General features: G+C 67.3%; 27 protein-coding genes. 12 read left to right on the top strand and 15 right to left on the bottom strand.

The genetic code is table 11. The features are described from left to right. Positions 1 to 53 precede the first annotated feature (53 nt). Positions 54 to 1,382, top strand: coding sequence for an aspartate aminotransferase family protein (locus ACE3P6_RS11185; RefSeq protein WP_374394910.1), 1,329 nt, complete (start codon positions 54 to 56; stop codon positions 1,380 to 1,382). Beyond that, positions 1,379 to 2,170 carry a 3-keto-5-aminohexanoate cleavage protein gene (locus tag ACE3P6_RS11180; RefSeq protein WP_374394908.1) on the top strand — a complete coding sequence of 264 codons (792 nt, stop codon included), beginning with the start codon at positions 1,379 to 1,381 and terminating at the stop codon, positions 2,168 to 2,170. The genes ACE3P6_RS11185 and ACE3P6_RS11180 overlap by 4 nt, the downstream gene beginning before the upstream one ends. 377 nt (positions 2,171 to 2,547) lie before the next feature. Here the strand turns inward: ACE3P6_RS11180 and hisD are convergent, their stop codons facing one another. From hisD to ACE3P6_RS11150, 6 genes are read right to left on the bottom strand one after another with little or no spacing between them, the layout of a single operon-like run. After that, positions 2,548 to 3,846: a histidinol dehydrogenase gene (gene hisD, locus ACE3P6_RS11175; protein ID WP_374394906.1), complete on the bottom strand. Its 1,299-nt coding sequence runs from the start codon at positions 3,844 to 3,846 to the stop codon at positions 2,548 to 2,550. 5 nt (positions 3,847 to 3,851) lie between these two features. Continuing rightward, positions 3,852 to 4,709, bottom strand: coding sequence for an ABC transporter permease subunit (locus ACE3P6_RS11170; RefSeq protein ID WP_374394904.1), 858 nt, complete (start codon positions 4,707 to 4,709; stop codon positions 3,852 to 3,854). Beyond that, on the bottom strand, positions 4,706 to 5,494 hold the full coding sequence (locus ACE3P6_RS11165) for a taurine ABC transporter ATP-binding protein (RefSeq protein WP_374394902.1): 789 nt from the start codon (positions 5,492 to 5,494) through the stop codon (positions 4,706 to 4,708). The genes ACE3P6_RS11170 and ACE3P6_RS11165 overlap by 4 nt, the downstream gene beginning before the upstream one ends. A gap of 58 nt (positions 5,495 to 5,552) precedes the next feature. Then, a complete protein-coding gene (locus ACE3P6_RS11160; protein WP_374394900.1) occupies positions 5,553 to 6,545 on the bottom strand; it encodes an ABC transporter substrate-binding protein in 993 nt (330 codons plus the stop codon). Positions 6,546 to 6,587: 42 nt separating this feature from the next. Continuing rightward, the gene (locus ACE3P6_RS11155) at positions 6,588 to 7,271 is read right to left on the bottom strand and encodes an aspartate/glutamate racemase family protein (RefSeq protein ID WP_374394898.1); all 684 of its coding nucleotides are present in this window, start codon (positions 7,269 to 7,271) and stop codon (positions 6,588 to 6,590) included. 19 nt (positions 7,272 to 7,290) lie between these two features. Next, on the bottom strand, positions 7,291 to 8,310 hold the full coding sequence (locus tag ACE3P6_RS11150) for a D-cysteine desulfhydrase (RefSeq protein ID WP_374394896.1): 1,020 nt from the start codon (positions 8,308 to 8,310) through the stop codon (positions 7,291 to 7,293). A gap of 111 nt (positions 8,311 to 8,421) precedes the next feature. Between ACE3P6_RS11150 and ACE3P6_RS11145 the strand changes: the two genes are divergently transcribed. Next, positions 8,422 to 9,327 carry a LysR family transcriptional regulator gene (locus ACE3P6_RS11145; protein WP_374394894.1) on the top strand — a complete coding sequence of 302 codons (906 nt, stop codon included), beginning with the start codon at positions 8,422 to 8,424 and terminating at the stop codon, positions 9,325 to 9,327. A 91-nt stretch (positions 9,328 to 9,418) separates the two neighbouring features. Here the strand turns inward: ACE3P6_RS11145 and ACE3P6_RS11140 are convergent, their stop codons facing one another. From ACE3P6_RS11140 to ACE3P6_RS11105, 8 genes are all read right to left on the bottom strand, one after another. Beyond that, positions 9,419 to 10,915, bottom strand: coding sequence for an amidohydrolase family protein (locus ACE3P6_RS11140; protein ID WP_374394892.1), 1,497 nt, complete (start codon positions 10,913 to 10,915; stop codon positions 9,419 to 9,421). Next, positions 10,912 to 11,568, bottom strand: a complete 657-nt coding sequence (locus tag ACE3P6_RS11135; RefSeq protein ID WP_374394890.1) for a flavin reductase family protein — start codon at positions 11,566 to 11,568, stop codon at positions 10,912 to 10,914. The genes ACE3P6_RS11140 and ACE3P6_RS11135 overlap by 4 nt, the downstream gene beginning before the upstream one ends. Then, a complete protein-coding gene (locus ACE3P6_RS11130) occupies positions 11,569 to 12,741 on the bottom strand; it encodes an amidohydrolase family protein (protein WP_374394888.1) in 1,173 nt (390 codons plus the stop codon). A gap of 56 nt (positions 12,742 to 12,797) precedes the next feature. Then, positions 12,798 to 13,844, bottom strand: coding sequence for an extracellular solute-binding protein (locus ACE3P6_RS11125; protein ID WP_374394886.1), 1,047 nt, complete (start codon positions 13,842 to 13,844; stop codon positions 12,798 to 12,800). Between the two features lie 18 nt (positions 13,845 to 13,862). Further along, the gene (locus ACE3P6_RS11120; RefSeq protein ID WP_374394884.1) at positions 13,863 to 14,636 is read right to left on the bottom strand and encodes an ABC transporter permease; all 774 of its coding nucleotides are present in this window, start codon (positions 14,634 to 14,636) and stop codon (positions 13,863 to 13,865) included. Next, positions 14,633 to 15,514 carry an ABC transporter permease gene (locus ACE3P6_RS11115; protein WP_374394882.1) on the bottom strand — a complete coding sequence of 294 codons (882 nt, stop codon included), beginning with the start codon at positions 15,512 to 15,514 and terminating at the stop codon, positions 14,633 to 14,635. Before ACE3P6_RS11115 ends, ACE3P6_RS11120 begins: the two co-directional genes overlap by 4 nt. Further along, positions 15,511 to 16,563 carry an ABC transporter ATP-binding protein gene (locus tag ACE3P6_RS11110; RefSeq protein ID WP_374394880.1) on the bottom strand — a complete coding sequence of 351 codons (1,053 nt, stop codon included), beginning with the start codon at positions 16,561 to 16,563 and terminating at the stop codon, positions 15,511 to 15,513. Before ACE3P6_RS11110 ends, ACE3P6_RS11115 begins: the two co-directional genes overlap by 4 nt. A 101-nt stretch (positions 16,564 to 16,664) precedes the next feature. Continuing rightward, a complete protein-coding gene (locus ACE3P6_RS11105; protein ID WP_374394878.1) occupies positions 16,665 to 17,387 on the bottom strand; it encodes a GntR family transcriptional regulator in 723 nt (240 codons plus the stop codon). 136 nt (positions 17,388 to 17,523) lie between these two features. On the opposite strand from ACE3P6_RS11105, the gene ACE3P6_RS11100 reads away from it, so the two are divergent. From ACE3P6_RS11100 to ACE3P6_RS11060, 9 genes are all read left to right on the top strand, one after another. Next, entirely contained in the window at positions 17,524 to 19,062 is a 1,539-nt protein-coding gene (locus ACE3P6_RS11100) for a sensor histidine kinase (protein WP_374394876.1), read from the top strand. After that, complete coding sequence (locus ACE3P6_RS11095) at positions 19,059 to 19,667, top strand: response regulator transcription factor (protein ID WP_374394874.1); 609 nt, start codon at positions 19,059 to 19,061, stop codon at positions 19,665 to 19,667. The genes ACE3P6_RS11100 and ACE3P6_RS11095 overlap by 4 nt, the downstream gene beginning before the upstream one ends. Positions 19,668 to 19,755: 88 nt before the next feature. Further along, positions 19,756 to 20,238: a heme-binding protein gene (locus tag ACE3P6_RS11090; RefSeq protein WP_374394872.1), complete on the top strand. Its 483-nt coding sequence runs from the start codon at positions 19,756 to 19,758 to the stop codon at positions 20,236 to 20,238. A gap of 414 nt (positions 20,239 to 20,652) precedes the next feature. Continuing rightward, complete coding sequence (locus ACE3P6_RS11085; protein ID WP_374394869.1) at positions 20,653 to 20,910, top strand: hypothetical protein; 258 nt, start codon at positions 20,653 to 20,655, stop codon at positions 20,908 to 20,910. A gap of 12 nt (positions 20,911 to 20,922) precedes the next feature. Then, positions 20,923 to 22,266: a tyrosine-type recombinase/integrase gene (locus tag ACE3P6_RS11080; RefSeq protein ID WP_374394867.1), complete on the top strand. Its 1,344-nt coding sequence runs from the start codon at positions 20,923 to 20,925 to the stop codon at positions 22,264 to 22,266. Between the two features lie 164 nt (positions 22,267 to 22,430). Beyond that, positions 22,431 to 22,631 carry a helix-turn-helix transcriptional regulator gene (locus ACE3P6_RS11075; RefSeq protein ID WP_374394864.1) on the top strand — a complete coding sequence of 67 codons (201 nt, stop codon included), beginning with the start codon at positions 22,431 to 22,433 and terminating at the stop codon, positions 22,629 to 22,631. Next, positions 22,628 to 22,834, top strand: coding sequence for a helix-turn-helix transcriptional regulator (locus tag ACE3P6_RS11070; protein ID WP_374394862.1), 207 nt, complete (start codon positions 22,628 to 22,630; stop codon positions 22,832 to 22,834). Before ACE3P6_RS11075 ends, ACE3P6_RS11070 begins: the two co-directional genes overlap by 4 nt. 69 nt (positions 22,835 to 22,903) lie before the next feature. Continuing rightward, the gene (locus ACE3P6_RS11065) at positions 22,904 to 25,474 is read left to right on the top strand and encodes an AAA family ATPase (RefSeq protein ID WP_374394860.1); all 2,571 of its coding nucleotides are present in this window, start codon (positions 22,904 to 22,906) and stop codon (positions 25,472 to 25,474) included. A gap of 444 nt (positions 25,475 to 25,918) precedes the next feature. Further along, positions 25,919 to 26,398 (top strand): hypothetical protein, encoded by a 480-nt coding sequence (locus ACE3P6_RS11060; RefSeq protein WP_374394859.1) that lies wholly within the window; start codon positions 25,919 to 25,921, stop codon positions 26,396 to 26,398. Here ACE3P6_RS11060 and ACE3P6_RS11055 read toward each other — a convergent pair. Then, positions 26,382 to 26,945 (bottom strand): hypothetical protein (locus ACE3P6_RS11055; protein WP_374394857.1); only part of this gene is annotated, 564 nt, incomplete at its 5' end. The two genes, ACE3P6_RS11060 and ACE3P6_RS11055, sit on opposite strands and share 17 nt — an antisense overlap.

Raw genomic sequence — 26,945 nt, 5'->3', positions numbered from 1 at the left:
CACAAATGCAATTCATTTTGCGCTACACGCCCTGTGGAAAGGAATGTCTCGCCATGACCGGTCATATCTTCGGACGTTCGACGCGGGGGGTTCTGCCCGTCGCTGCATCCGGCGATGGCTGCTATCTCATTGACAGCGATGGGAAACGTTACCTTGATGGTTCCGGCGGGGCGGCGGTGTCCTGCCTCGGGCATTCCGATCCCGATGTCAGGGCGGCGCTGCATGCCCAGATCGACCGACTGGCCTTCGCCCATACCGGCTTCTTCACGGCCGAGCCCGCCGAATCACTGGCGGACCAGCTGGTCACCCATGCCCCTGCGGGAATCGAACGGGTCTATCTGGTTTCGGGCGGGTCCGAGGCGGTCGAGGCAGCGATCAAGCTGGCCCGGCAGTACTTCATTGAGACAGGCCAGCCGGAACGTCACCGCATCATCGCCCGACGGCAGAGTTACCACGGCAACACGCTGGGCGCACTGGCAGCGGGCGGCAACGAATGGCGCCGGGCGCAGTTCGCACCGCTGCTCTTCGAGACCTCGCATATCGCGCCCTGCTACGAATACCGCGACAGACATGTGGGCGAGAGCCGGGAAGCCTATGGCCTGCGTGTCGCCGACGAGCTGGAGGCCGAGATCCTGCGCCTTGGCCCGGAAACGGTGATGGCCTTCATCGCCGAGCCGGTCGTGGGGGCAACCTCTGGCGCTGTGCCGGCGGTTCCCGGCTATCTGAAACGCATCCGCGAGATCTGTGACCGCTACGGGGTGCTCTTGATCCTCGACGAGGTGATGTGCGGCATGGGACGGACCGGGCACCTGTTTGCCTGCGCTGAAGACGGGGTTGTCCCTGACATGATCACCATCGCCAAGGGTTTGGGCGCGGGCTATCAGCCGATCGGGGCACTTTTGGCCTCAAGGCAGATATACACGGCCATCGCCGAAGGGTCGGGCTTCTTCCAGCATGGCCACACCTACATGGGCCATCCGATGGCGGCTGCGGCTGCCGGTGCAGTTCTTGACGCCATTCTCGGACGCGGGCTTCTAGCGCGGGTGCTTGAACAAGGCGCAAAACTCGACGCCGCCCTGCGTGCCGAACTCGGTCAGCATCCCCATATCGGTGACATTCGGGGGCGGGGCTTGTTCCGAGGTATCGAACTGGTGGCCGACCGAGAGACGAAGGCCCCCTTCGATCCAGCGCGCAAGCTTCATGCGGAGGTGAAGAAACGCGCGTTCGAGGCAGGTCTGATCTGCTATCCGATGGGCGGAACCATCGACGGGCACCGCGGCGACCATGTTCTGCTCGCACCGCCCTTCATCATCGAGGATGCACAGATCGACGAACTGGTCGGCAAGCTCGCAACCGCGATCCGCGGGACGCTCGGCGCATGACGACACCCCTTCTGCCGACGATCATGGTTGCGCCGAATGGGGCAAGGCGGGGCAAGGCGGATCATCCTGCCCTGCCGGTCACCATCCCCGAAATCGTGGCCTGCGCCGCCGATTGCTTTGCGGTGGGCGCCGACGGAATCCATGCCCATGTCCGCGACGCCGAGGGGCAGCATGTGCTGGATGCGGGCCTCTACGCCGAGCTGATGGCGGAACTTGCGCGCGCCGTGCCTGGCATGGCGGTTCAGATCACCACTGAAGCCGTGGGTCGGTATTCCCCGGCGGAACAACGCGCACTGGTGGAACGGCTGCGGCCCGCCCTGGTTTCGGTGGCGCTTCGCGAGATCACCGTCGAGCCCGATTCCAGGCTGACGCGCAGGTTCTTCCATGACTGCGCCGCCGCGGGCACGGCGGTGCAGCACATTCTCTATTCGGCCCATGACGTTGACAATCTGGCCGCACTGGTCGCGGACGGGACAGTGCCGGGCGGGCCGTTGCAGGTGCTTCACGTCCTCGGGCGCTACGCGGCAGGGCAGACATCCTCACCGTCCGACCTGGCCGCGCCGCTGGCCCGGCAGCGGGCGCTCGGTCTGCAGGCCGACTGGGCGGTTTGCGCCTTTGGCCCCGACGAAACCAACTGCCTTCTGGCGGCGAGGCGCGAGGGTGGCAAAGTGCGGATCGGCTTCGAAAACAATCTCTACATGGCCGACGGCAGCATCGCCGCTTCAAATGCAGCCCGCGTTTCCGATCTGGCTACACGATTGGCGGACAGGCAGTCCGGTCCGAGATGAGGTCGCCAGCCGTCCCGGCACTTCGCTCCCCGGCCCCTTTCGCCGCCCCGCCCGTCCTGAGATCGGCGCTTGATCATCTACGGGCCTGCGCCGACCAGGCTTCTCTCGTTTGTGTGGCCCCGACGCAAGGTCAACCCGGCTTCGGGTCGGGACGCGGCAAGCCCGCACCACGCGGCGCGTGTGCCAGCACGGATATCGCCCGCCCCCACCAGGTCGAACCGGGTCCACTATGCCTGTTCTGGTGACGGATCTTGTGCAGGAACGCAGCGCCCGTGATGAAATCGCGGCAGGGGGAGCGTTTGAGCATCCCCCTGGGCTGGCAATCTGCCCTGCACCGCCGAAAACGAAGTGCCTTGGTCGGCACTATCGGCAGCCATCTACGGCGTATTCAGATCGAAGCTTTCGCCCGGGAAAAACTTCGTCAGGCGGATGTCGGCAGATCGCGCATGCCCCTCCATCCCCTCCAGCCGCGAGATGCGCGCCGTCGCCTCTGCCAGCGGGCGCGCGGCCTCACGGGTGGCGCGCTGCCAGGTGACGGTCTTCATGAACTTGTGGACCGAGAGCCCGCCGGTATACCGCGCCGCGCCCGAGGTGGGCAGCACATGGTTCGGCCCCGAGGTCTTGTCGCCGAAGGCCACCGTCGTCTCTTCCCCCAGGAACAAGGAGCCATAGGCCGTCAGCCGCTCCAGCCACCAGTCGAGGTCGCGGGCCTGGACATGCAGATGCTCGGGCGCATAGCGGTCGGCCACCCGCGCCATCTCTTCGCGGCTGGCGCAGAGGATGACCTCCGCCATGTTGTCCCAGGCCGCCCGCGCGCTTTCGCGGTTCACCTCGGGCAGGGTCTCGATCAGGTCCGGCACCAGCCGCATCACCCGCCGGGCCAGCGCCTCGTCCGTGGTCACCAGCCAGACCGGAGAGTTGTAACCATGCTCGGCCTGGCCGACGAGATCGGCGGCCACCATCTCGGCATCGGCGCTGGCGTCAGCCAGGATCATGCTGTCGGTCGGTCCGGCGAACATGTCGATCCCGACCTGGCCGAACAGCATCCGCTTGGCTTCCGCGACATACTGGTTGCCCGGACCCACCAGGATATCCGCCTTGGGCAGGCCGAACAGGCCATGCGCCATCGCCGCCACGCCCTGCACCCCGCCAAGGTTCAGGATCACATCCGCGCCGCACAGGTCCATCGCGTAAAGGATCGCCGGCGGAATGCCGATGCCGGGCCGGGGCGGCGAGCAGGCGGCGATATGCGGCACACCCGCGACCTTGGCCGTGGTGATCGTCATGATCGCGCTGGCGACATGGCTGTAGCGCCCGCCCGGCACATAGCAGCCCGCCGCCGACACCGGGATCTGCTTCTGCCCCGCAATCAACCCCGGCAGGATTTCCACCGCGCAGTCCGACAGGGTGGCCTTCTGCGCCTCGGCGAAGCGGCGGATGTTGGCATGGGCGAAGCGGATGTCCGCCTTCAGCCGGTCGGGCACCTGCGCCGCCGCCGCGTCCAGCGCCGCGCGGTCGACGATCAGCGCGCCCTCCCACTTGTCGAAGATGCGCGAATAGTCCCGCACCGCCTCTTCGCCCCCCAGCGCGATCCGCGCCAGCATCACCGCCACCAGATCGCGCACGTCCTGGTGGTCGGTCTCGGCGGTGGCTGTGGCTTGCTTCAGATAGATCATCGGCTCTACATCCGGCCCTTCCAGGGCACCAGTCGGCGTTCCAGGAAGCGCATCAACAGGTCGAAGGCGAAGGCGATGGTGGCGATCACGAAGATCCCCATGATCACCACCGAGGTCTGCAGGAACTGGCTGGCCGACAGCACCATGTAGCCCAGACCCTTGGTGGCGGCGACCATCTCGGCGGCGACCAGCGTGGTCCAGCCGAAGCCGATCCCCACCCGCATCGCCGTCAGGATTTCCGGCATGGCCGAGGGCAGGATCACATGCCGCATCACCTGCCAGCGCGTCGCGCCGAAGGAATAGGCGGCGTGGATCTGCTCGATGGCCGCCGATTTCACCCCCGACCGCGCGCCAAGCACGATGGGTGCGAAGACCGACAGGAAGATCAGCAGCACTTTCGACGTCTCGCCGATGCCGAACCAGATGATCATCAGGGGCAGGTAGGCAAGCGGCGGGATCGGGCGGTAGAACTCGATCGGCGGGTCGAAGATGCCGCGGATCAACGGGCTCATCCCCATCGCCAGCCCAAGCGGCAGGCCGATCACGCAGGCGAGGAGGAAGGCCCCGAAGACCCGCGCGGTCGAGATCAGGATGTGCTCGATGAACGAGGTGTTCGTGAACCCCTCGCGCCAGATCTGGCCGAACTTCGCCAGCACCAGCTCTGGCGAGGGCACGAACAGGGGCTTCACCAGCCCCAGCTTGGTGACCAGCCACCAGACGAAAAGCATCGCCAGGACCGAGGCGACCGACAGCCAGAACGTGTTCCCCTGCCCTGGCACGCCATAGATCTCGCCCGGCTTCGTCGGACGGGCACGGGCCAGACGCGCCCAAAGGCCCGCAGGTTTCGGCGGCAAAGCGGTCATTCGACGGCCTCCTCGTCGGCGAAGATGATGTTCAGGACCCTCTCGCGCAGCGCGATGAACTCGGGTGCGGCCTTGACCTGGCGGGCGGGCGCACCGGACTGGAACTGGCGTGAGAACGGCAGATCGAAGACATGGGTGATCCGGCCCGGCCGGGGCGACATCACGATCAGCTTGGTGCCCATGAACAGCGCCTCCTCGACGCTGTGGGTGATGAAGAACACCGATTTCCCGGTCTCGCCCCAGATCTTCAGGATCAGCTCCTGCGCCTTTTCGCGGGTCAGCGCGTCCAGCGCGCCAAGCGGTTCGTCCATCAGCAGGATCTTCGGGTCGCAGGTCAGGGCGCGGGCGATCCCCACCCGTTGCTGCATCCCCCCCGACAGCTTGTAGACCGGCGAGCCCTGGAACCCGTCCAGGCCCAGAAGCCCGATGAATTCGTTCGCGGTCCGGTAGCGGTCCTGTTTCGCAACCCCTTGAATCTGCAACCCGAAGGCCACGTTGTCGATCACGTTCAGCCAGGGCAGCAGGGCGTGTTTCTGGAACACCACCGCCCGGTCGGCGCCCGGCCCCAACACGGTCTGGCCGTCCAGCGTCAGGCTGCCGGAACTTGGCGACAGGAAGCCCGCGATCAGGTTCAGAAGCGTGGATTTCCCGCAACCCGAGGCCCCGAGCGCCACCACGAACTCGCCCTCGGCAACGGCAAGGTTGATGTCGCTGAGAGCCGAGACCGGCGGTCGCCCGTCAGCGGCGGGGTAGACGACCGAGACATGATCGATGTTCAGGCTCAAGGCCGCTCCTTCCGGCAGGGAAAACCGCCCGGACCCGACAGGCCCGGGCGGCAAGGGCTTACTGCGCGGCGGCTGCAGCGGCGTAGGTCGGGTTCACGAAGCCGGAATAGTCGTCCAGCGCCGCGTCGATCCGGCCCGCCTTGACCAGGAAGTCCGCCGTGGTCTTGATCTTCGGCGCGGCAGTGGCCAGCCAGGCCTCGCCGGTCTGGTCGGCGATCGGCAGGAAGGTGAAGCCCTCCAGGATGCCCGGCACCTGCGCCGGGTCCGCACCCGTTGCCGCTGCCAGCGCCTTCACCTCGGCGCTGTCGGCGGTCCAGGCGGCCTTGTCGGCCAGATACATGCCGTTGACCTTGTCGACCGCCTTCAGGAAGGCGACGATCTTGTCGGGGTTCGCCTCGGCATAGGACTTGTTCACCACCCAGCCGTCATAGGTCGGAAAGCCCCATTCCGCCGTCTGGTCCGCGCCCATCACCAGCGTCCCGGTCTTCAGGATCTCGGCCTGCACCGGTTGCCAGACCCAGGCGGCGTCGATGGTGCCCTGCCCCCAGGCCGCCGCGATGTCGTCGGGCTTCATGCCGACGATGTTCACGTCCGTCTCGCTCAGGCCTTCATGTTGCAGGGCCCCCATCAGCGAGTAATGCGCAGTCGAGCCAATCGGCACCCCCACCGTCTTGCCCTTCAGGTCCGCTACGCTGGTGATGCCGGACTCGTTCCGTGCGATCAGCGACTCGGCCTTCCCGATCACGTCGGAATAGGCGATCAGCTGGATATCCAGGCCCGAGCTTGTGCCGATGGCAATCGGCGACGACCCCAGTTCCGACAGCACCACGTCGCCCGAGGCCATCGCGGCGATCACGTCGGTCCCGGCGTCGAACTTGCGCCACTCGACCTCCCATCCCGTCGCCTTGGCCAGCTCGTCCGTGGTGGACAGAAGCTGCATCGGTGTCGGGTTGCCGAAATGGCCGATGATGATCTTCTCGGCCAGGGCCTGCCCGGCCAGGATCGCCGATGCCGCCGCGCCAAGCAGGAAGTGTTTCAGTTTCAGGGTCATGGTCGTCTCCTCTGATGTCACGTTTCTAGTTGGTCCCTCAGGTCAGCCGATGGCGAAATCCCGGATCGCCCCGACCAGCACGTCCAGCGTATCGAAAGCCGTCACCCCCCCTGCCGTAGCCCCGGCAAGCAGCGAGAACTCGGTGCAGGCGATCATCTGCACAGTCGCCCCGCGCCGCAAGAGCCAGTCTGACGCGGCGCGCAGGACTTGTGCCACCTCGGGTGCCGGGCCACCGGCCTTGATCTGCCGGATCGCCGCCAGCAGCGCCGCTTCGTCCTCGGGGTAGACGGGCCTTATGCCGGTCCCGGCAAAGGCCGCGTCGAAGAGCCCGATCCTGCGCACTGCGGGCGAGGCGAGGATGCCCACCTGGCCCCCTTCTGCCAGCCCGACTGCCCGCTGCACCGAAAGCGCGACCATGTCGATGAAGGGTACGTCGACCGCCGCCCGGATCACCGGCGCATAGTGATGCGCGGTGTTGCAGGGCATCGCCAGCGCCTCGGCCCCGCCTGCCACCAGCCGCCGAGCCATGTCGGCCAGCACCGGGCCGGGGTCCTCGCCCACCCCCTCGATCAGGCGCCGGATGCGCGAGGGCACTTGCGGGTTCTGGTCGACGATCAGCGGGATGTGACCGGCATCGTCCTGCGCCGGAACAGCCGCCAGCACCTTCTGCATCAGAAGGATGGTCGCCTGCGGCCCCATGCCGCCCAATATCCCCACCCGTCTCATCTGCCGGCTCAACCCTTCGTCAGACCTCCAGCGCCTTGCGCCCTTCGGCGAAGACCGCGTCATAGCCGAACAACCCCGCCGCACCCCCGGTATGCAGGAAGACCACGCGCTGTCCCTTCTTGAACCGACCCTTCCGGACATAGTCGATCAGCCCCGCGGCACCCTTGCCGGAATAGACCGGGTCCAGAAGGATGCCCTCCAGCTGGGCGAACATGCGGATCGCCTCCAGCGTGTCGGCGCGCGGGATACCGTAGCCTGCGCCGACATAGGAGGAATCCGCCACCACGTCGGCCCGGGCCACCACGCCGGGACAGCCCAGCTTTTCCGCCGTCCGCTCGGCCAGCGTGAAGACGTTCTCCTCCTGCTTCTCCTTCGGGGCGCGCACCCCGATCCCCAACAGCGGGATGCCCGCATTCAGCGCCTTCAGCCCAGTGATCAGCCCGGCCTGCGTCCCCGCGCTGCCTGTCGCCGTGACGATATGGTCGATCAGAAGCCCCTGGTCGTTGGCCTGGCCCAAAAGCTCGAACGCGCAGTTCACATAGCCCAGCGCCCCGGTCGGGTTGGACCCGCCACCGGGGATGACGTAGGGCTTGCGCCCCTCGCCCCGCAGCGCTTCGGCCAGCACCTCCATCTCTGCCGCCATGTCCACGCCCCCCGCCCGGCGCGAGGTGGTGGCTCCGTGCAGATGGTCCAGAAGCACATTGCCGTTGCTGTTGTAGTTCGCGTCGTTCGATCCGGTCCGGTCCTCCAGCAGGATGTGGCAGGCAAGGCCCAGCTTGGCCGCGAAGGCCGCCGTCTGCCGCGCGTGGTTCGATTGCGTGGCGCCCTGCGTGATCACCGTATCCGCACCCTGTGCCAGCGCCTCGGCCATCAGGAATTCCAGCTTCCGGGTCTTGTTGCCGCCCGTCGACAGCCCGGTGCAATCGTCGCGCTTGATCCAGATATCCGGCCCGCCCAGTTCCTTCGACAGCCGGTCCAGCCGCTCCAGCGGGGTGGGCAGATGCGCCAGGAAGACGCGGGGAAACCGGGCGAGATGCATGGGATGCGTCCTTGTCTTAACTTGCAGAAGCCAAGAGTTGTCCAGGAATGACGCAATTGCAAATGCGAAGAATTCCGAATATCTTGCAAATCTTGCATGTTAGGACATGCGATGCGACTCGAGTGGCTGGAAGATATACTTGCGATTGCGCAGACGGGGTCGTTCAGCAGCGCGGCCGAACGGCGCAACCTGTCGCAATCCGCCTTTTCCCGGCGAATCCGGCAGATCGAGGATCACGTCGGCGTCGAGCTTTTCGATCGCAGCCGCAAGCCAGTGCAGTTGCGACCGACCGTCCTCGCGCAGGGCACACAGATCGAACAGATTTCCGCCGCGCTCCGCCAACTGATTGCGGACCTTCGCCGGGGCGACCGCGTTGCCTCGAACCGGATCGTCATTGCCAGTCAGCATTCGCTGACAACCTCGTTCGCTCCCCGGATCGTCCAGGCCATCCAGTCCCGGGGGGAAGACATTCATGTCCGGTTGCGGTCGGCCAACCTTGATGAGTGTTTTGGGCTTCTGCTGTCACGGCAGGCCGATCTGGCGATCCTGTACGCCACGCTCGACGCGGACGAACAGGTGTCCGGCGAATTCCTGGAAAGCGTCGATGTCGGCACTGACCGGCTTGTCCCGGTCCTGCGCACTGGTCTTGCACTGCCGCGCCTGTCCGACGACCTGCCCGGTGATATTCCCTATATTGCCTATCCCACGGAAGTCTTTCTCGGGTCCGTAATGGTGAAGCAGATCCTGCCGCAACTCGGGCCGGGACGGGCTGCAGTACCCAAGGCGGAAACAGCGTTGACGAACGCAGCGCTGGAAATGGCCGCCGCAGGTGTCGCGGTCGCATGGGTCCCCGAAAGTCTCGCGCGGCGAGACCTTGAGTCTGGACGCCTCTCCGAACTTGGCGATGCCCTGCCGTCCTGTCCGTTGTCCGTGCGCGGCGTCCGACTGAAAGGCCATCCGAGCCGGGCCGAAGCGGTGATCTGGGAGTTTCTGGCCTTGCCCGGAAGCCTTGGGTGAGGCCGTCCTCGCGGGATTTCCTCGAAGTGCATGGGTCGGCTTGACGGAACCGGGGTTCCGTCAAGCCAGACCTGCGGACGAGACATGCGCTTCAGTCCGTCAGCCCGGACGGATAGGTGGGTGGGAAAAGCGTCCCCAGGGCGGGATGGCCCCAGGTCCGGTCCGGGTATTTTGCCAGCAGGCCGTCGAACTGGCGCTGCACCTGCTGCCGGGCGGCGTCGATGTCGATCCCGGCGACCTTGCCATCGCGCATGGAGAGACGGCCATCGACGAAGACCGCCCGGGTCACGCGGCCCGTCGCGCCGAAGATCAGGGTCTGGATCGGGTCGATGGTCGGCGCGAAGCCGGGGTTGGACAGGTCGAAGATCGCGATGTCCGCAAGCGAGCCGGGGGCCAGTCGTCCCAGATCAGGGCGGCCAAGCGCATCCGCGCCGCCGGTCGTTGCCGCATCGAAGATCTCGGCGGTGGTCAGCCCGGCCGCGCCGCCTTCCGCCGCCCGCCCCATCATCAGCCCCACCGCCATGTTCAGCACCATGTCGGGCGGGGCGGTGTCGGTCCCCATGCCGATGCGGATCCCGAGGTCCCGGCACTTGCGGAACGACCGCAGCATCTCGCCGTCGCGGGCATAGACCAACGGGCAATGCGCGATGCTGACGCCGTGGTCGGCGTAAAGCCGCAGGTCTTCCGGCGTCGCCTCGACCGCGTGGGGGGCGATCAGCCGGTCGTGCAGCAGCCCGTTCTTGGCCAGCCAGCGGGGGGCCGTGGTGCCGTGCAGCGCCTCCACCGTCTTCCGTTCCATGCGACCCTGCGCCATGTGCAGCCGAACCGGAAGCCTGCGTTCAGCCGAAGCCGCCATCGTTCGGCGCAAGAGCGGCAGCGTGCAGGTCTCGACCCGGTCGGGGGCGAGCATCGGCTGGATCAGGCCGTCGAAGCGGCCCGCAATCCGGTCGGCGAAGGCAAGGGCATCGTCGAGCCCCCGCATCCCGCGCGCCTCGTCGAACTGCGGCTCCAGCACGCCGGGCGCGGTGCAGACCATGCCGCCGGACCGATAGGCCGGTCCCAGCCAGACCCGCAGGCCAAGCGCACCTGCCGCTTCGGCCGCAGCTTCGAACTCGGCAACCGTCTCGCCCCAGGCGCGATAGAAGAGCGAGGCTATGGGCAGCGCGGTCGTGATCCCGTTCCGCAAAAGCTGCGCGAAGGCGAAGAGCTTCTGGAAGGCCAGTTCCTCGGGCGCATACATCTCGTAGGGGCCGCGCTCGACATAGGATTGCGGCCAGACCCGGCCCTTGGCCCAACCCGGGCCGTAGTCGACGGTCAGGAGCGTGGTGTCGATGTCGGACAGGGCGTCCAGATCGACGAAGCCGGGCGAGACCAGTGCCTGCCCGAGGTCGATGCGGCGGGCGACCTCGCCGGGGAAGGCCGGACCGACGTAAAGGACGCGCTGGCCTTCGAGGACCACCTCGGCATTCTCAAGCAGGCGGTGGCTGCCGCCAGCATGGCCGACGATCCAGCGGGCGCGAAGGGCAGTCCGGCCCGAGGGCCGCTGGCCAAGGGTCAGGGCGTCCAGCGTCATTGTCGCGCCCGTCACCCTGCCGCCCTTTCGCTGCGGGGTGTCACCTGCGCGGCCTCATGGTGCAGCAGATGCTCGGGCTTCTTCAGCTCGAACTGGCGGTCCGAGGTGATGTAGGAATCGGCGTGCAGCCGCGCGATGGGCTGGTAGGTCGCGGGGTTCACATAGCGCCCGCCCGCGTCCAGACAGCGGTCGTCGACATGCATCTGCACCACCTCGCCGATCACCAGCACCCGCCGGGGATAGTCGATGATCCGCTCGACCCGGCATTCGAAGGCGCAGGGGCTTTCCCCGATCCGCGCGGCGTCGACCTGCCGGCAGGGCACCGGGGTCAGCCCGGCGAAAGCCAGCTCGTCGACGTCCGAGGCGAGGTTCAGGCCGCAAAGGATCATCGCTTCCGAAAGGCCCATGTCGACCATGTTGACGACGAATTCGCCGGTACGCCGGATATTGGCGACCGTGTCCTTCTCGTCGCCGTTGCCACGGTTCTGGATCCCCAGCGCCACGATGGGCGGCTCATGGGCGAAGACGTTGAAGAAGCTCATCGGAGCGGCGTTGTCGTGCCCGGCGGGAGAGCGGGTGGTGACCAGCGCGATGGGGCGCGGGCCGACGAAGTTGGTCAGCAGCCGATAGCGGTCGGGCGCGGGCAAGGCGGTGAAATCGAAGTCCATCTATTCCCTGCCCTGTCCCGCGACGACGGTGCCGCGCCGCACCACACGGCGCGCCGGGGGCCGTCGACACAGCGCGTCGCCGACATTCATCGCGTCGATCATCACGAAATCCGCCCGCCCGCCGGGGTGAAGCCCGTAGTCGGCCAACCCGATGGCCCGGGCCGCTTGCGTCGTGGCGCAACCCATGGCGCGGCGGAAGTCCTCGTCGGTGTTCCAGTCGAACCGGAAAGCGGTCAGGAAGGCCCGCTCCAGCATGTCGCCATTGCCAAGCGGCGACCAGGCATCGCGGATGCCGTCCGAGCCGCAGCAGACGGTGACGCCCATCGCCGTCAGCTCCTCGACCGGGGGCACCGCCACATCGGCAGGCGCCGAGGTCATCAGCGAGATGCCAAGGTCGGCCAGGCGGCGACCGATCCGTTCCAGCCGGGCTGTGGGGATCTGCCCAAGGCAGTAGGCATGGCTGATCATCACCTTGCCGGTCAGGCCCGCCGCCTGAACATGGTCGGCGATGCGTTCGACTTGCCAGGCGCCAAGCTCTGCCTTGTCGTGCAGGTGGATGTCCACGCCCGCGCCGGTCTGCGTCGCAAGATCGAAGACGAAGCGCAGCTGCCCCTCGGGGTCGCCGTCGATCCCCGCCGGGTCAAGGCCGCCGACCGTCTCGACGCCCATTGCAATCGCCTCGCGCATCAGGTCGGCGGTGCCGGGGCGGGAGAGAAGCCCTTGCTGGGGAAAGGCCACGAACTGGAGGTCAACGCGATCCGACCAGGCGTCGCGCAGGCGGAGCATCGCCTCGACATGGGTCAGGCCGATGTCGGGGGCAATGTCGATATGAGACCGGACCGCCGTGGTGCCAAAGTGCAGCATCTGTTCCAGCAACCGGCCCGCGCGTTCCTCCGGCGGAGTGGTGCAGGCCGAAAGCACCCGCCGTTCGTTCTCGATATAGTCGCGCAGGCGGGCGGCGCGGCGGCCGGGCTGCCAGGGCTCGCCCCAGAGCGTCTTGTCCAGATGCACATGCGGCTCGACGAAGGCGGGAAGCACCAGCCGCCCCGCGCCGGGAATGGCACCGGGTGCGGCAACCTGGGGACCGATCTCGGTGATGCGGCCCTGATCGCAGCGGATGCCGATGGTCCGGCCATCCATGTCGCGCAGGTCTGTGTATACGGTCTGATCCATTCTGCCTCTCGAAAAGGTTGGGGCATGGCCCTGATGCGGGCCATGCCGGTCAGGTGTCAGCCCTTGAGCCGGGTCCAGATCTTGTCGCGCAGCTCGCGCGCAGCCGGTCCGCAGTCCTGGGTCGGGACCAGGCGGCTGGCATATTCCTCGGGCATGTTGATCGCGTCCATCGCGCGCCACTGGTCGCTGAGGAATTCATCCGACTTGATCGCATTGCCATAGGCGATGGCATTGGACACGGCGGCGGCGTTTTCCGGCTTCATCATCCAGTTGATGAAGATCTTCGCATTCTCGGGATGCGGGGCGCTCGCCGGAACGGCGAAGTTGTCGCGGAACATCGGCGTGCCCTCGGCGGGATAGAGGAAGCGGATCGTGTCGCGCTGCGCCGTCGCCCGGGCGGTCGCTCCGTTCCAGACATGGTGCATCGCCACTTCGCCCGAGGCCATGCGGTCCACCGTGCTGTCCGAGCTGTAAAGCTTCAGCTTCGGCTTCTGCGCTTCCAGCAGTTCAAGGATGCGCTTGGCGTCGTCGTTGCTTTCGGTGCATTGCGGGATGCCGAGATAGAGCGAGGCGGCGAGGATCTCGTCGCTTGCGGTGTCCAGCGCGGCGATCTTGCCCTCAAGCTCGGGGCGCGGCTCGAAATATTCCTTCCAGCTTGCCTCCAGCACCCCGCCCTCGACCTGGGCGCTGTCATAGGCGAGCCCGGTCACGCCCCAGAGATAGGGCGCGGAATATTCGTGCTTCGGGTCGAAATCGGGGTTCTTGAAGGCGTCCTTCATGTGGACGTAGTTTTCCATCGCGTTGGTGTCGATCTTCATCAACAGCCCGTCGGCGATCAGCCCGGGGATCACGTAGTCGCTCGGCACGATCACGTCATAGGCGGCCCCGCCCGACTGCAGCTTGGCCAGAAGCGTGTCGTTGCTGTCATAGCCGTCGAGGATCACCTTGATCCCGGTCTCGGCCTCGAACTTCGCCAGCAGCTCGACCGGGTAGTAGTCGGTCCAGTTGTAGAAATAGAGCGTCTTTTCCGCGTCCTGCGCGGCGGCGGGAAACGCCAGCAGGGCGGCAAGCGCCGCGGCGGTCATCAGCTTGGGTCGGGTCATGGTCTCTCCTGTTGGTTGTTATCGGCGTAGGCGGGTGAGGGCAAAGGACAGGCTGACGAGCAGGATCGAGATCACCAGCATGACGGTCGAGATCGCGTTGATTTCCGGGGTGATCCCGGCGCGGATGGCCGAGAAGATGTAGACGGGCAGCGTCGTCGTCCCCGGACCCGACAGGAAGAACGAGGTCAGGAAGTCGTCGAGGCTGGTCACGAAGGCCAGTGTGAAGCCGGCCAGCACCCCCGGCCACAAAAGCGGCAGCGTCACCCGGCGGAAGGTGCGGAAGCGGTTGGCGTAAAGGTCCTGCGCGGCCTCTTCGTAAGACCCGCTCATCCCGTCCAGCCGGGCGCGGATCGGCAGGTAGGCGAAGGGAATGCAGAAAACGGTGTGGGCCAGGATCATCGCGCCGAGGCCGAGGTCGATCCCCACCGCCACGAAAAGGATCAGCGTGGCGACCGCCACGACGATCTCGGGCAGGATCAGCGGCAGTTTCAGCAGCGTTTCGCTGGCATCGCGGCCCGGAAAGGCGCTCCGGGTGGCGAGCGCGGCGAGAAGCGCGATCACGGTGGCGGCGGTCGCCGCACTCAGCGCAAGGACCAGCGAGTTCCAGGTCGCCGCCCGGATCGACGGGTTGTTCAGGATGCGGACGTACCAGTCCAGCGACGCATGGGTCCAGACCGTCGCCGTGCGGTTCGCGTTGAAGCTGTAGCCGATCAGCACGAAGACCGGCAGGTAAAGATAGGCCAGCACGAAGAACGACACTTCGCGCGTCAGGGGAAAACGCCGGATGTTCATGCCGACCTCCGGTTCCGCCACAGGGCCAGCGCGGTCATCGCGACCAGCATGATCGCCAGAAGCACGACCGAGATCGCCGCACCGAAGGGCCAGTTGCGCGACGGCCCGAACTGCATCTGGATCACGTTGCCCAGCATCAGCGTCTTGCCGCCGCCAAGGAGCGCAGGGGTCACGAAGGCGCCAAGGCAGGGAATGAAGACCAGAAGCGAGCCTGCGAGAAGTCCCGGCATCGCCACCGGAAGGATCACCCGCCGCAAGGCCCGCGACCGGGTGGCGCCAAGGTCATGCGCCGCTTCGACCAGCCGCCAGTCGAACTTTTCGAAGACGGAATAGACCGGCAGGATCATGAAGGGCAGGAAGGAATAGGTCAGCCCGATCGCCACCGCCACGTCGTTGTAGAGAAGCTGTACCGGGCCGAACGGCCAGATCGCATCGACCGCCATTCCGAGCCAGCCGCCTTCGCGCAGGATGATCAGCCAGGCATAGTTGCGCACCAGAAGGTTGGTCCAGAACGGGATCGTCACCAGAAACAGCATCATCGCCCGGCCCGCAGGCGTCAGGCCCGCCATCCACAGGGCCACCGGCACGCCCAGAACCAGACACAGCAGCGTGGTGACCGCCGCCTGCACCACCGAGCGCAGGAAGATCACCAGATAGTTGGTGTTCAGGATGAGCGTGCCGTCGAAATCCTCTTCCCAGATCAGGCGCTGGTAGTTGCCAAGCGAGGGGGTCGAGGTCCAGTCCACCCCCGCGCTGGTGCCCTTTTCCAGAAGCGTGACCCAACCCATGAGGCCAAGGGGCGCGCCCACCAGCAGCAGGATCGCCACCAGCGCCGGCAGGATCAGGGCAATGCGGCGGAAAGCGTCGGACCGGCTCATTCCTGCAGCACCTGCAACGCATCCGCAGGCAGCGCCACGCCGACGCGGCTGCCCTTTTCGGGCGCGGCCTCGGTCGGGTCGGACTGACGGATCAGGAAATCCCCGCCGCCCGCCAGTTGCAGCTTGTGCAGCGTCGCCGTTCCCAGAAAGGCGCTGTGGATCAGCGTCGCCTGCAACTCACCGGCTCCGGCAGCCACCAGCCTCGCCCGCTCGGGCCGGATCGCAAGCGTCACCCGTCCGGGCCGCGAGGCCGGGGCCGTCACGCCACCCAGCACCCGGACCCCGCCGCCCGTCAGGGCTTCGCCTTCCAGAAGGTTGATGTCGCCGATGAAATCCGCGACGAACCGATGGGTCGGCGCATCGTAGATCTCGCGCGGGGGACCCATCTGCAGGATGCGGCCCCCCTGCATCACCGCCACCCGGTCGGACAGCGCCAGCGCCTCTTCCTGATCATGGGTGACGAACAGGAAGGTGATCCCGGCTTCGGCCTGCAACTGCTTCAGCTCGATCTGCATTTCCTTGCGCAGCTTCAGGTCCAGCGCGGACAGCGGTTCGTCCAGCAGCAGGAGCTTCGGCCTTGGCGCCAGGGCACGGGCAAGCGCCACCCGCTGTTGCTGCCCGCCCGACAGATCCGAAGGGCGGCGACGGGCGAAGGCCTGCATCCGCACCATCTCCAGCGCCTCGCCGACCCGCTGGCGGATCTGCGCGCGCGGCAGGCGCTGCTCTTCCAACGAGAAGGCGACGTTCTCTTCGACCGTCAGGTGCGGGAACAGGGCGTAGTTCTGGAACACGGTATTGACCGGCCGCCGGAAGGGCGGCGCATGGGTCACATCCTGCCCCTCGATCCGTATCGTCCCGGAATCCGCAGTCTCGAACCCCGCGATCAGCCGCAGAAGCGTGGTCTTGCCGCAGCCTGACGGGCCCAGAAGCGTGAAGAACTCCTGCCGGGCGATGTCGACCGACACGTCACGCAGGACATGGACAGCCGCCTCACCGCGACCGAAGGCCTTGCTCACGTCCCGAATTGTAACGGTGTCTTGCCCTGACATGCAGCCTCCAGCGTCCAGTCGCAGGAGGTTGGCGTATTGCATACGATTCTGTCAACATCGCATGCAAAATAATGTCAGATTGCATACGATCTTGTTGACGGCTAGCTTTCCCCGATCCGCGAAGCGAAATCCGCAAGCACCTGCCGCACGTCGGTCTTGGGCCGCACCGAAAGCTGCGCCCGCGCGGCGACGTCCTCGACATGCTGCTCCATCAGGTCACCCGCCCGGGTGAAATCGCCCGCCACCAGCGCATCGACGATCTCCCGGTGTTCGCGCGCGCCACAGTCCGCCGAATGCGGCCTGCCATACATCGTCATGACCAGCGAGCAGCGCGAGATGATCTCGACGAGATACCGCTGCAGCAGCGGATTGCCCGTCAGGCTGGCGAGGTAGAGATGGAACTCTCCCGCCAGCCGGATCGCTTCCACATCACTTTTCTCGGCAAGCCGGGTTTCCGCTTCCACCATCCCGGTCAACCGCTCGACCGTATCCGCGTCGATCCGCCCCGACAGCTGCCGGACCATCCCCCGCTCAAGTGCGGCACGAATGACGAAGATTCCGCGCCCCTCTTCCAGCGACGGGTTCGCGACGAAGGCCCCGCGGTTCGGGATCAGCTCGACCAGCCCTTCCGTGGCAAGGCGGCCAAGCGCCTCGCGCGCAATGGTGCGCGAGGCCCCGAACGCCTCGCCGATCGCGTCCTCGGGCAGCCGGGTGCCCGGGGTCAGGCGCTGTTCCAGAATGGCGCGCCGCAAGGCCTGCTGTACCTTTTCGGTCCGGGTCGGCGTGCGGGCCGCTGTTTCCTGGCTCTTCTTGCTGTCTGGCATGGAAAGGTCTCTCGATTCGGATTGGACTGTACCTGCTATTCGGCCCACTTCCAGCGCCAGCGGTGAATGTCCCCTGCGGATGGCGCGCCCGGCAGTTTGATCTTTTCTTCTGACGGCGGCGGGCTAAGAGACAGACATGCTGTCAGCCAAACCCCTTGCGACTTTCAAACACCGAAGCCTGCAGCTGGCGGGCTGGCTGGTGTTGGTGGTCGCCGGACTGCTTCTCACGGCAATGCTCGAACGCAGCCGACTGGCATCCGAGTTCGACACCGAAGCCACGATCCTGCACCGGCTGTTGTCGCAGCGCGCCGACCAGCACGACGCACACCTGACGGCGCTTTCAGCGCTGGCGAGCGCTGATGGCGGCAACCGGCCGGATCTCTTCCTGGAGGTCGCGGCCACGATCATCCGGTTCTATCCGCGGATCGTGGCCGTAGACCTGGTGCCGCTGGCCGCGCCGGGCGATTATCTGACCACCCGCCCGAGCTTGCGCGCCGAACAGATCGAAACCCTGCGCGCGGCAGCACTTGGATCGGGCGGAAAGCTGGACGTGCAGGCGGCGCCCTGGGCGCCCGGGCGGTATCTCCTGATCAAGCGCAGCCCCAACACCGCCGATGCAAGGTTCGCCCTTGCGATGGAAGTGGATGGCGCGGCCCTCATGGACGTGAGTTCGGCCTACTGGACTCGCCCCTCGGTCCGCTGGTCGCTGCTGCTGCCGGACGGCGCGCCGTTGGCGGGTGCGGGCCGGATCGCCGCGCCCGCGTTCGAGAAGCCGCTCGGCAGCCAGTCGCAGCCGCTTGTCCTGCAGGCCGATTTTGCGCCCCGCCCCGCCGACCTGCTTCCGGTCGGTCGGCTTGCCACCATCACCGCCCTGATCACGCTGGGCTACCTCGGCCTCGTCCTTGGGCTGGGCCAGTATGCCCGCGCCCGCCGCGCCGAACGTCAGGCCTATCTCAGCGCGCAGGAGGCACGCCTGGCCCATGCGTCCCGCGTCAACGCGCTGGGGGAACTGGCCAGCGGCATTGCGCACGAACTGACCCAGCCGCTGACCGCGATACTCAGCCAGGCCCAGGCCGCGCGGCACCTGTCCCGGCGCGGGGACATCGCGGCGCTGGAGCCTGCCATGCAGGGAATCGCGGACCAGGCCAAGCGCGCCTCGGCGATCCTGGAGCGGCTGCGGAACTGGACCGTGCCCGCGCAGGATGCCGGTCGTGTCGCCGATATGGGGATGGCCCTGCAGAACGTGCAGCTTCTGCTTCAGCCAGAGGCCGGCCACCGGGGCGTGACCCTGAGGTTCGACCCGGCTCCCCTTCCGCTCGACATCCAGGGCGATCAGGTCGAACTGGAGCAGATCGTCTTCAACCTGGTCCGCAACGCCATCGAAGCCGCATCCGCGCAAGCGGGTGGAGAAGTCTCCGTCTCGCCCCGCCGGTCGGGTGATCAGGTCATCCTCGATGTCACCGACACCGGCCCCGGCGTGGCCGAGGCGCTGCGCGACCGGCTGTTCGAACCCTTCGTCACCGGCAAGCCGGGCGGAACCGGCCTGGGTCTCGCCCTGTGCCAGCGCCTTGCCGAGCGGATGGACGGCGAGGTGCAGCTCGTCACCGCACGACCGGCGCTGTTCCGGCTGCGCCTGCCGGTCCGGGGCCAACCCGCGGGAAAGGCTGCACCATGACCCCGCCGGTCTATCTGGTGGATGACGACGACGCAGTTCGCGAGGCCATCGGGCTCTTGCTGCGGACGGTGGGCCTCGAGGTCCGCAGCTTCGCCTCGCCCGACGCCTTCCTTGCCAGCCTCGCCACGCTGGCCCCCGGTTGCCTGATCCTCGACATCCGCATGCCGGTGATGTCGGGCCTGAAGCTCCAGCAGGCCCTGCGCGACCGGGGCGTGACCTGGCCCACGGTGATCATCAGCGGCCACGGTGACATCGAGGCCTGCCGCCGCGCCTTCCGCAACGGGGCGATCGACTTCCTGAGCAAGCCGGTCGACGAGGAGGACCTGATCGACGCGATCCGCAAGGGCCACGACGCGCTGGAGCGCAACAGCCGTCAGGCCGCCGAAACCGCCGAGGCCAGGGAGCTTCTGTCCCGCCTGACCCCGCGCGAGGCGGAAGTGCTGGACATGATCGCGAGGGGCCTGACGACCCGGCAGATCTCCGAGGCGCTGGAGCTGTCCGCGCGGACCGTCGACAGCCACCGGGCTGCGATTGCCGCCAAGTTCGGCACCACCTCGACCGCCGAGCAGACCCGGTTCTGGCTGGACGCGGGCGGCTCTCGGTAGAACTACCGACCGCGCCGCAAGGCCTACGAATATCCGCCCCGACCGGACGGGGCTAGGTTCGCTCCATCGATCCCGAAGGAGAACCAGGATGTTCCGCAAGCTTGCCCTCACCGCCGCCCTGCTGGCCCCGATCGCTGCCGCCGCGCAGGACCTGCCGACGGCGCCCTACCTGCCGCTCGACATGGCGACGACCGCTGCTCAGGCTGCCCTTGCCGCCTGTGCCGCCGAAAAGAACAACGTCAGCGTGGCGATCATCGCGCGAGACGGGTCGACCAAGGTGGTGCTCAAGGCCGATAACTCCGGGCCGCACACGACGGCGAGCGCGACCGGCAAGGCCTTCACCTCGGCCGCACTGGGCCGTGACACCGCCGGTCTGGCCAGCTTCATCGCCGAGACCCCGCAGAATGCCGGCCTGCGCGACATGGATGAGCGCCTGGTGATCCAGGCCGGTGGCCTGCCGATCAAGATCGGTGGCGCGCTGGTCGGTGGCATCGGGGTGGGCGGTGCCCCGTCGGGCGACGCCGACGCCGCCTGCGCCCGGGCCGGTCTGGACGCCATCGGCGCGGAGTGATCGACCGAAACCCTGGCCAGCCGCAAAGGCTGGCCAAACCGCTGGGGAGGACTCGCATGAAAGCCGTCCTTCTTGCCGCCATGCTCCTTCCCGTGGCTCACGGCGCCACGGCGCAGAGCGCACCCTCCGCGGCCGAAGTTGCCGCCTGTGACGGCCTGCTCCGCGCCGCCTATCTGGGCCATCCGGACAAACGGAACGGGGCTTTCTCGGCGCGGAGACGTAGGCCGCCTAACTTATGTTCGCGCAGGTTCGCGGATGTCCGTGAACGACGCCGACAAGGCAGACAACATTCGGAATATAAAGCATTTATTCTGAAACGTCGTTCGGGATCGTTCACGAATGATCGTTGACAGCCACCCCAATTCTAGTGCCCATCTAGTGCCCAGATGAACCGGCACTAGATGGAGAAGCCAAATGACCCTGACAATCACCGCCCGCAACACCCTGTCCGCTCTTGTCGCCAATGGGGCGGACTTCGGCGCGGTCCTTGCCGCTTTCTCGTCCCTGCCGGACGCGGCCCATGCCGCCCTGCCGGACGCGTGGCGCGACCTTTCCGCCTCGCTCGTGACGATGATCGTGGACGATGAACTGCCCGCGCAGGCGGTGGCCGACGCCTCCGGCCTGCCGCTGGAAGCCGTCCGCGCCTTCGCGTTCGACCTCGAACTCGTCTAAAGGGGAACCGCCATGTCCAAGTCCCTGCACCGCCTGACGGTCAAGCAGATCGAAGCCGCCGCCCCCGGCACCGCCCTCGCGGACGGGGGCGGCCTTCTTTACCGGGCCACGGCCAAAGGGTCCGGGAAATGGTCCTTCAAGTTTGTCAGCCCCGACGCGGACTTCCGCGCCGCCCAGATCGCCAAGGGCAGCAAGTCCTTCCAGCGCGCGATGGGGCTGGGGGCCTTCCCTGCCGTGCTACTGGCCGCGGCACGGGAACGGGCCGCAGCCGCGCGTGACCTTCTGGCGAAGGGCGTGGACCCCATCGAAGACGAACGCCGCAGGGCCGAGGAAACCCGGCAGCGGGCCGCCGCAATCACCCGCGCCGCGTCTGAACAGGCCATGACCTTCGGGCGCTATGCCGACCATCACTTCCTGCCCTTCGCCCTGACGGGCTTTTCCAACCCGGCCCATATCCAACAATGGAAGGCGTCTTTCGCCACCCATGCCAAGGCGCTGCGGGACAAGGCGCTGGCGACGATCACGAGGGAGGACGTTCTTGCCGTCCTGCAACCGATCTGGACGACGCACACGGTCACGGCCAGCCGGACCCGCCAGCGGATCGAACGGCTGTTCGCCCACGCAATCCAGAACGGCCATTATCGGGGCGACAACCCGGCCTCGTGGCGCCAGTTTGACGCCACCCTGCCCCCGCCCCGTGTCGAACCCCGGCACCACCCTGCCGTCCCGCATGACCAGATCGCGGCCTTCGTCGCCGCCGTCCGGGCGAAACAACCGATTAGCATGGCGGCCCTCATGCTGGATTGGATCACGCTGGCCCTCTGCCGGATGAGCGGCGCCCGCTGTGCGACGTGGGCGGAAATCGACCTTGAGCGGAACGTGTGGGAAATCCCGGCAGGGCGCATGAAGGTGCGGCGCCCCCATATCGTCCCCATCACCGCACGCATGACGGAAATCCTTGAGGAAGCGAAACGCCGCCATCCCGCCCGCGAGAAGGGCGAAGACCCCGCGGCGACGGACTTCATCTTCGCCAACAGCAAGGGGCGGCCATTGTCCGAAATGACAGCCTTGGCGCTCATGCGGCGCATGGACGGCTTCAAGGACTTCACCGTCCACGGGCTGCGCTCGACCTTTAGGGATTGGGCGGCCGAAATGACCGACTACCCGCGCGAACTGATCGAGGAACAGTTGGCGCACCAGTTGGGCGCGGTGGAGCGGGCCTACAAACGCGGTTCGGCCCATGAACGCCGCAGGCCGATGATGGAAGCATGGGCCGCCATCTGCGCGGGAGAAACCCCGGCAGAGGCGGGCAACGTCGTGCCGCTGCGGACGGCGGCCAGCGGGGGGCAGGCGTAGAGGCTACGCCACCCCTTTTGTCTGCTTTGTCAAACTCTTAAGGGCAGAACCTGCCCCAATTCGCCATTGCATCGCGTTGGATCGCGTGCCAATATCCAAGCCCGAAGCAGCATAGGAGAGCCGATGAGTTGCGCTGATCATCCCCAAGGTTAAGGAGAAAAACCGTGGGACAGTCCGCAACTCTGCTTCGCAAGGATGAAGTCCTTCGGATCATCGGCGTAAATGCTTCGACCCTCTGGCGCTGGCGCAAGGCTGGCGCGTTTCCCGCACCGTTCAAAGTGACCCGCCAAACGCTTCGCTGGCGCGAAAGCGATATTGCGAACTGGCTGGAAAGCCATCGCCGGGCCGAAGGGGGTGCGAATTGAGCGCCGCCCCCGCCTACAGTGACCGCTTGCTGCGCTTGCCTGCCGTGCAGGAACTTACCGGCTTGGCCCGCGCCACGATCTACAAGGCCGTCGTTCAGCGCCACTTCCCGAAACCCGTGAAGCTGGGCCGTGCCTCTGCCTGGCCGGAAGCCGAAGTCCGCGACTGGATCGAAGCCCGCAAGGCCGAACGCAGCGCCGTCTAACCCGCCCCCGAAATGGAAAGGGCCGCCCCGCGCGCCACGCGAAACGGCCCCCTGAAAGGAACTTCTACCGTGACTGATGTTATCGAAAAGACCCCCGCGGGGCAAGTGGACAAGGCTGACAACGAAGCCTTGAACCTGCTGAAAGATGCGACCCGGCACGGGCTGATTGACCCGGCAGGGGCGGACCAGATCGAAGCGCCCTACATGTTCGGTCAGTTGACGACCGAGGGCTTGCGCGCCCGCGTCCCGGACCTGCTGCGGGCTGGCCCCGCTGCCGGAAAGGCGCTGGACGCCATCGCCCCGGCCTTCGCCCCCGGCGACGTGATCGAACTGCGGGCGCTGAACCCGGCAGGGGGCGGGGGCGCGTTCCGCTGCGGGCGGTTGGACAACCCTGCCGAACGTGCCGCGTTGGAAAGCTTCATCGGCCAGCATAACGGCAGGTGGAACGTCTACGTCGGGATCAACCCGCGCCGCCCGGACATGGCGGGGACGGATCAGAAGGCGTCCGCGCAGGACGTGGTGGCCCGCCGGGTTGTGGTGCTGGACCTCGACCGGAAGGACGCGAAGGCCGCGGACCCGGACTGGACGCGGACGGTGGCGGCGGTGAAGGCCAAGCTGGACCCGCTCTTGGTCGTGGACAGCGGCAATGGCGTCCACGTCTGGTTGCCGGTGGAAGCCGTGTCCGGGCCGGACGTGGCCGCCTCCGCCGCCCCGTTGGCTGCGGCGATGGAACGGCTGGGGGCTGACAACATGACGGACGCCCCCCGGATCGCCCGCCTGCCGTGGACGGTGAACCTGCCGAACGCGGCGAAGCGCGAGAGGGGCGCGGTGGCGCGTGTGGCCGCCCCCCTGCCGGACTTCACCCCCAAACCCCACGTCCTGCGGTCCCGGCCCCTGTCGGCTGACCGCCTGTCCGGGGAGTTGAAGGATATCGCTGTCCGGTTGGGGTTGCCCGGCAGGGGCAACGCCCTGTCCGCCGCTTCGCCCTCTCGCGTCGCCTCTGACGGTGGGGAGAAAACCCCTCACCCCGCGCCCAGCGCGGACGTCCTGCGGCTGGCCCTGGATGAAGCGCCGAACGCCCCCGGCGGCCCCTTTGATGCCCGTGAGGCGTGGGTGGATATGGGCCACGCCATCAAGGGCGCGTCCATCGCGGGCGGGATCGAAGCCGAGGGGCGCGAAGCCTTTGTCCAGTGGTCCCGTCAATGGGGCGGCGACCCCGACGAACCGGGGCGCGTCTGGGACGGGATCAGCCACCCGCACACGGGCTGGGGCACCGTCATGCGGACGCTTGAAGCCCTCAACCCGGCAGGGGCGGACCGCGTGAAGCACGCGGCGGCGCAGGCGGCCTTTGCGCAGGCTGCGGCCACCAACCATGCGGCGATTGTGGGCAACGGGCTGGAACCGTTCGACGGGTTCGACCCGAAGGCTTACAGCCCGCGCCCCTTCCTCTACGGGACCAGCGTTATCGCAGGCTTCATCACCGTGCTGGCCGCGCCCGGCGGCCAAGGCAAGACCTCTGTCCTGCTCGCGGATATCCTCGCGATGTGCAGCGGTAGGAACTTGATCGGCGAGGCGCCCGTGCGTCCGCTGGCGGTGCTTTACCACTCCGCCGAAGACGACCGGGCGGAAGCCGGGCGGCGGATCGCCGGGGCCATGAAGCATCACGGCATCGCGGCGGCCGACTTGGGCGGCAGGCTGTTCGTTACCTCTGGGCGCGGGAAGGCCGCACGCCGGATCAAGCTGGCGAGGATGGGTGCCAAAGGGCCGGAAGAAGTGCCGGGCGCCGTGGACGCGGTTGTGGACTTGGCGACCTCCGGGAAGGTGGACGCGATTGCGTTCGACCCGCTCGCGGCGATGCACGACCTGCCCGAGAACGACAACGCGGCCATGAACTTCCTGCTGGACCTCCTGCGGCAGATCGCGGACCGGACGGGCGCCGCGGTCATCCTCTCGCACCACACGTCCAAGGCTGCCGCGCAGGACATGGACGCGGCCGGGGCTGGGGCCGTCCGGGGTGCGTCGGCCGTCGTGGACGGGTCGCGTGTCACCCGGACGCTCGTCCGCATGACGCCCAAGGAAGCGGCCCGCTTTGGGGTGTCGGAAGAACAGCGCCGCGCCTTCCTGCGGATCGAAGATGCCAAGGTGAACCTTTCCCCTGCCGGGTCCGCGCGCTGGGTGCGGATCGTGGGCGTGCCCTTGGACAACGGGGCCGGGTATTGGCCCAAGGGCGACTTTGTGGGCGTGGCGGAAAGCTGGACGCCGCCCACGGCGCAGTCCGGCACGGGGGCGGACCTGGCCCGCGTCCAGGCCGCGCTCACGGCCTCCCCGCGTCCGCCGCGCGCCGACCAGCGGTCCCCGGAATGGATTGGCTGGATGGTGGCGCGGGTGATGGGCCTCGACACGGGCGGCGCGTCCATGCCGAAGGAGGATCGCACCCCCGATCAGGCGGCGGCGCTGGCCCGCGTCCGCGCCATCGTGGCGGGCTGGGTCCAGAGCGGGGGGCTGGTTGAGCGGCAGGAACTGGACGCCGACACCCGCAAGAAACACCGCTTCGTCTTCGCCGGTCAGCCCGCCGTTGTGCTGGACGCGGACGCCGCGGTCAGCCCGCCCGACACGGACGGCGCGGACGATGACGAGTAATTCCCGGCAGGGGCGCTTGGGTTTGCGCAAGTCTGCGCAGGTCAACTTGCGCAAACCTGCGCAGACCGGAGCAGGGTAGGCACACTTACGGCGCATTTGCCCCCCTCAAGGGGCATTTGCGCAAGTAGTGTTACTACCTAGGGGTCCGAACTACTTGCGCACCCCAAAACCTCTTATTTTCAAGGGGTCGCCACTGCCGGGAAAGATGGGTTTCTGACTTGCGCAAAATGCGCCTTCCGGGGTGCTTGGAAGGTGCGCAGGTCGGGGGTGAGATTGACGATTGCGGGGCGCGTCCTGGCCCCCTGAACTACACCTGCGCGCTGGACCTCCGGCGATAATGGCGGACCGCAGGACGCCACGGGCAGATCGAGGCGCAACGCCCAGCGCACCCACCGCCGTCCGCTGCCGGACGGCTGACGCTGAACTGAAATGCGGAGACCCATCATGCCTGATGGCGTTTACAGATACTTCCCGAAAGCCAACCGCCCCAAGGGCCGGAAGAAGACCGAACACTGGCCGATGATCGACCCGGCTGCGGATCACGAATGGCTTCGCGCTCATCCCTACAGGTTGGCCCGCGTCCATCGCATCAATCTGGGCACCGCGGGCGAGGAATGGATCGTCTGGGTTATTGCGTGCCGGGTTCACGACCCTTGCCTTCCCGAAGGCTGGCGCCCGACCTGGCTCGAAATCGCGCCCGACCCGTTCGATGACGCGGACGCGCCCACGTTCGACACGCCGGACTGGGACACCATCGTCAAGCACGAACATCTGTTCGAGGAAGCCGCACGGGTGCTGGCCGTCATCAACCACGCGGCCCGCACCCGCCCTGACGCCATGCTGGTCCGTGATCTGCTGGTGGCCCTCCGCTGGGTGGAGTTGGGCCATGCGCGCGACGACTTCGAATTCATCGAGAACGACTGACCCACACCATCCACCGACGCAGCGCCCCGGCATCGACCGGGGCGTTCGCATATCCGGCCAGATCGCGCAGGAACCGCAGGCGGTCTTCCTGCCGGGGGATTGCCTCATACATCGCGCGGACCTGCGGTCCCGCAGCACGCAGGACCGCGCCATAGGCCGCCACGTCCTCCGGGCCGTCCGGCACCCGCGGCGGACGCCCCAGAGGATTGGGGGGCCGTGCCGGTGCCGGGGGCGGCTTCTGCCTATCGGACTGACGCCGCTTCCAGCCGTCCGCCGCTGCACCCGCCGTCCAGGGCCGCACAGGAAGCGCCGTGAGGGGTCCGGCAGGGGCGTCCTTGCCCTTGTCCAAGGGCACGTCCACCGCCGCGCTGGACGCGGCGCGCAGCGCGTCCACGACGGCCCGCGCCCGGTCCACGCCCCCGGCACGCAGGGCCTTCCTGGCGGCCCGTGCTTCGCGCGTGCGCCGGTCCGTGATGCCGAGGCTCACCCACACCAGCGCCGCGTCCGCCGCGGCCCGCTGCCGGGGCAATTCCGTCCGCACCGCCCT

This window comes from Tabrizicola sp. (genome assembly GCF_041911175.1).
Lineage (GTDB): Bacteria > Pseudomonadota > Alphaproteobacteria > Rhodobacterales > Rhodobacteraceae > Tabrizicola.
This window is presented reverse-complemented; position numbering and strand designations above follow the sequence as displayed.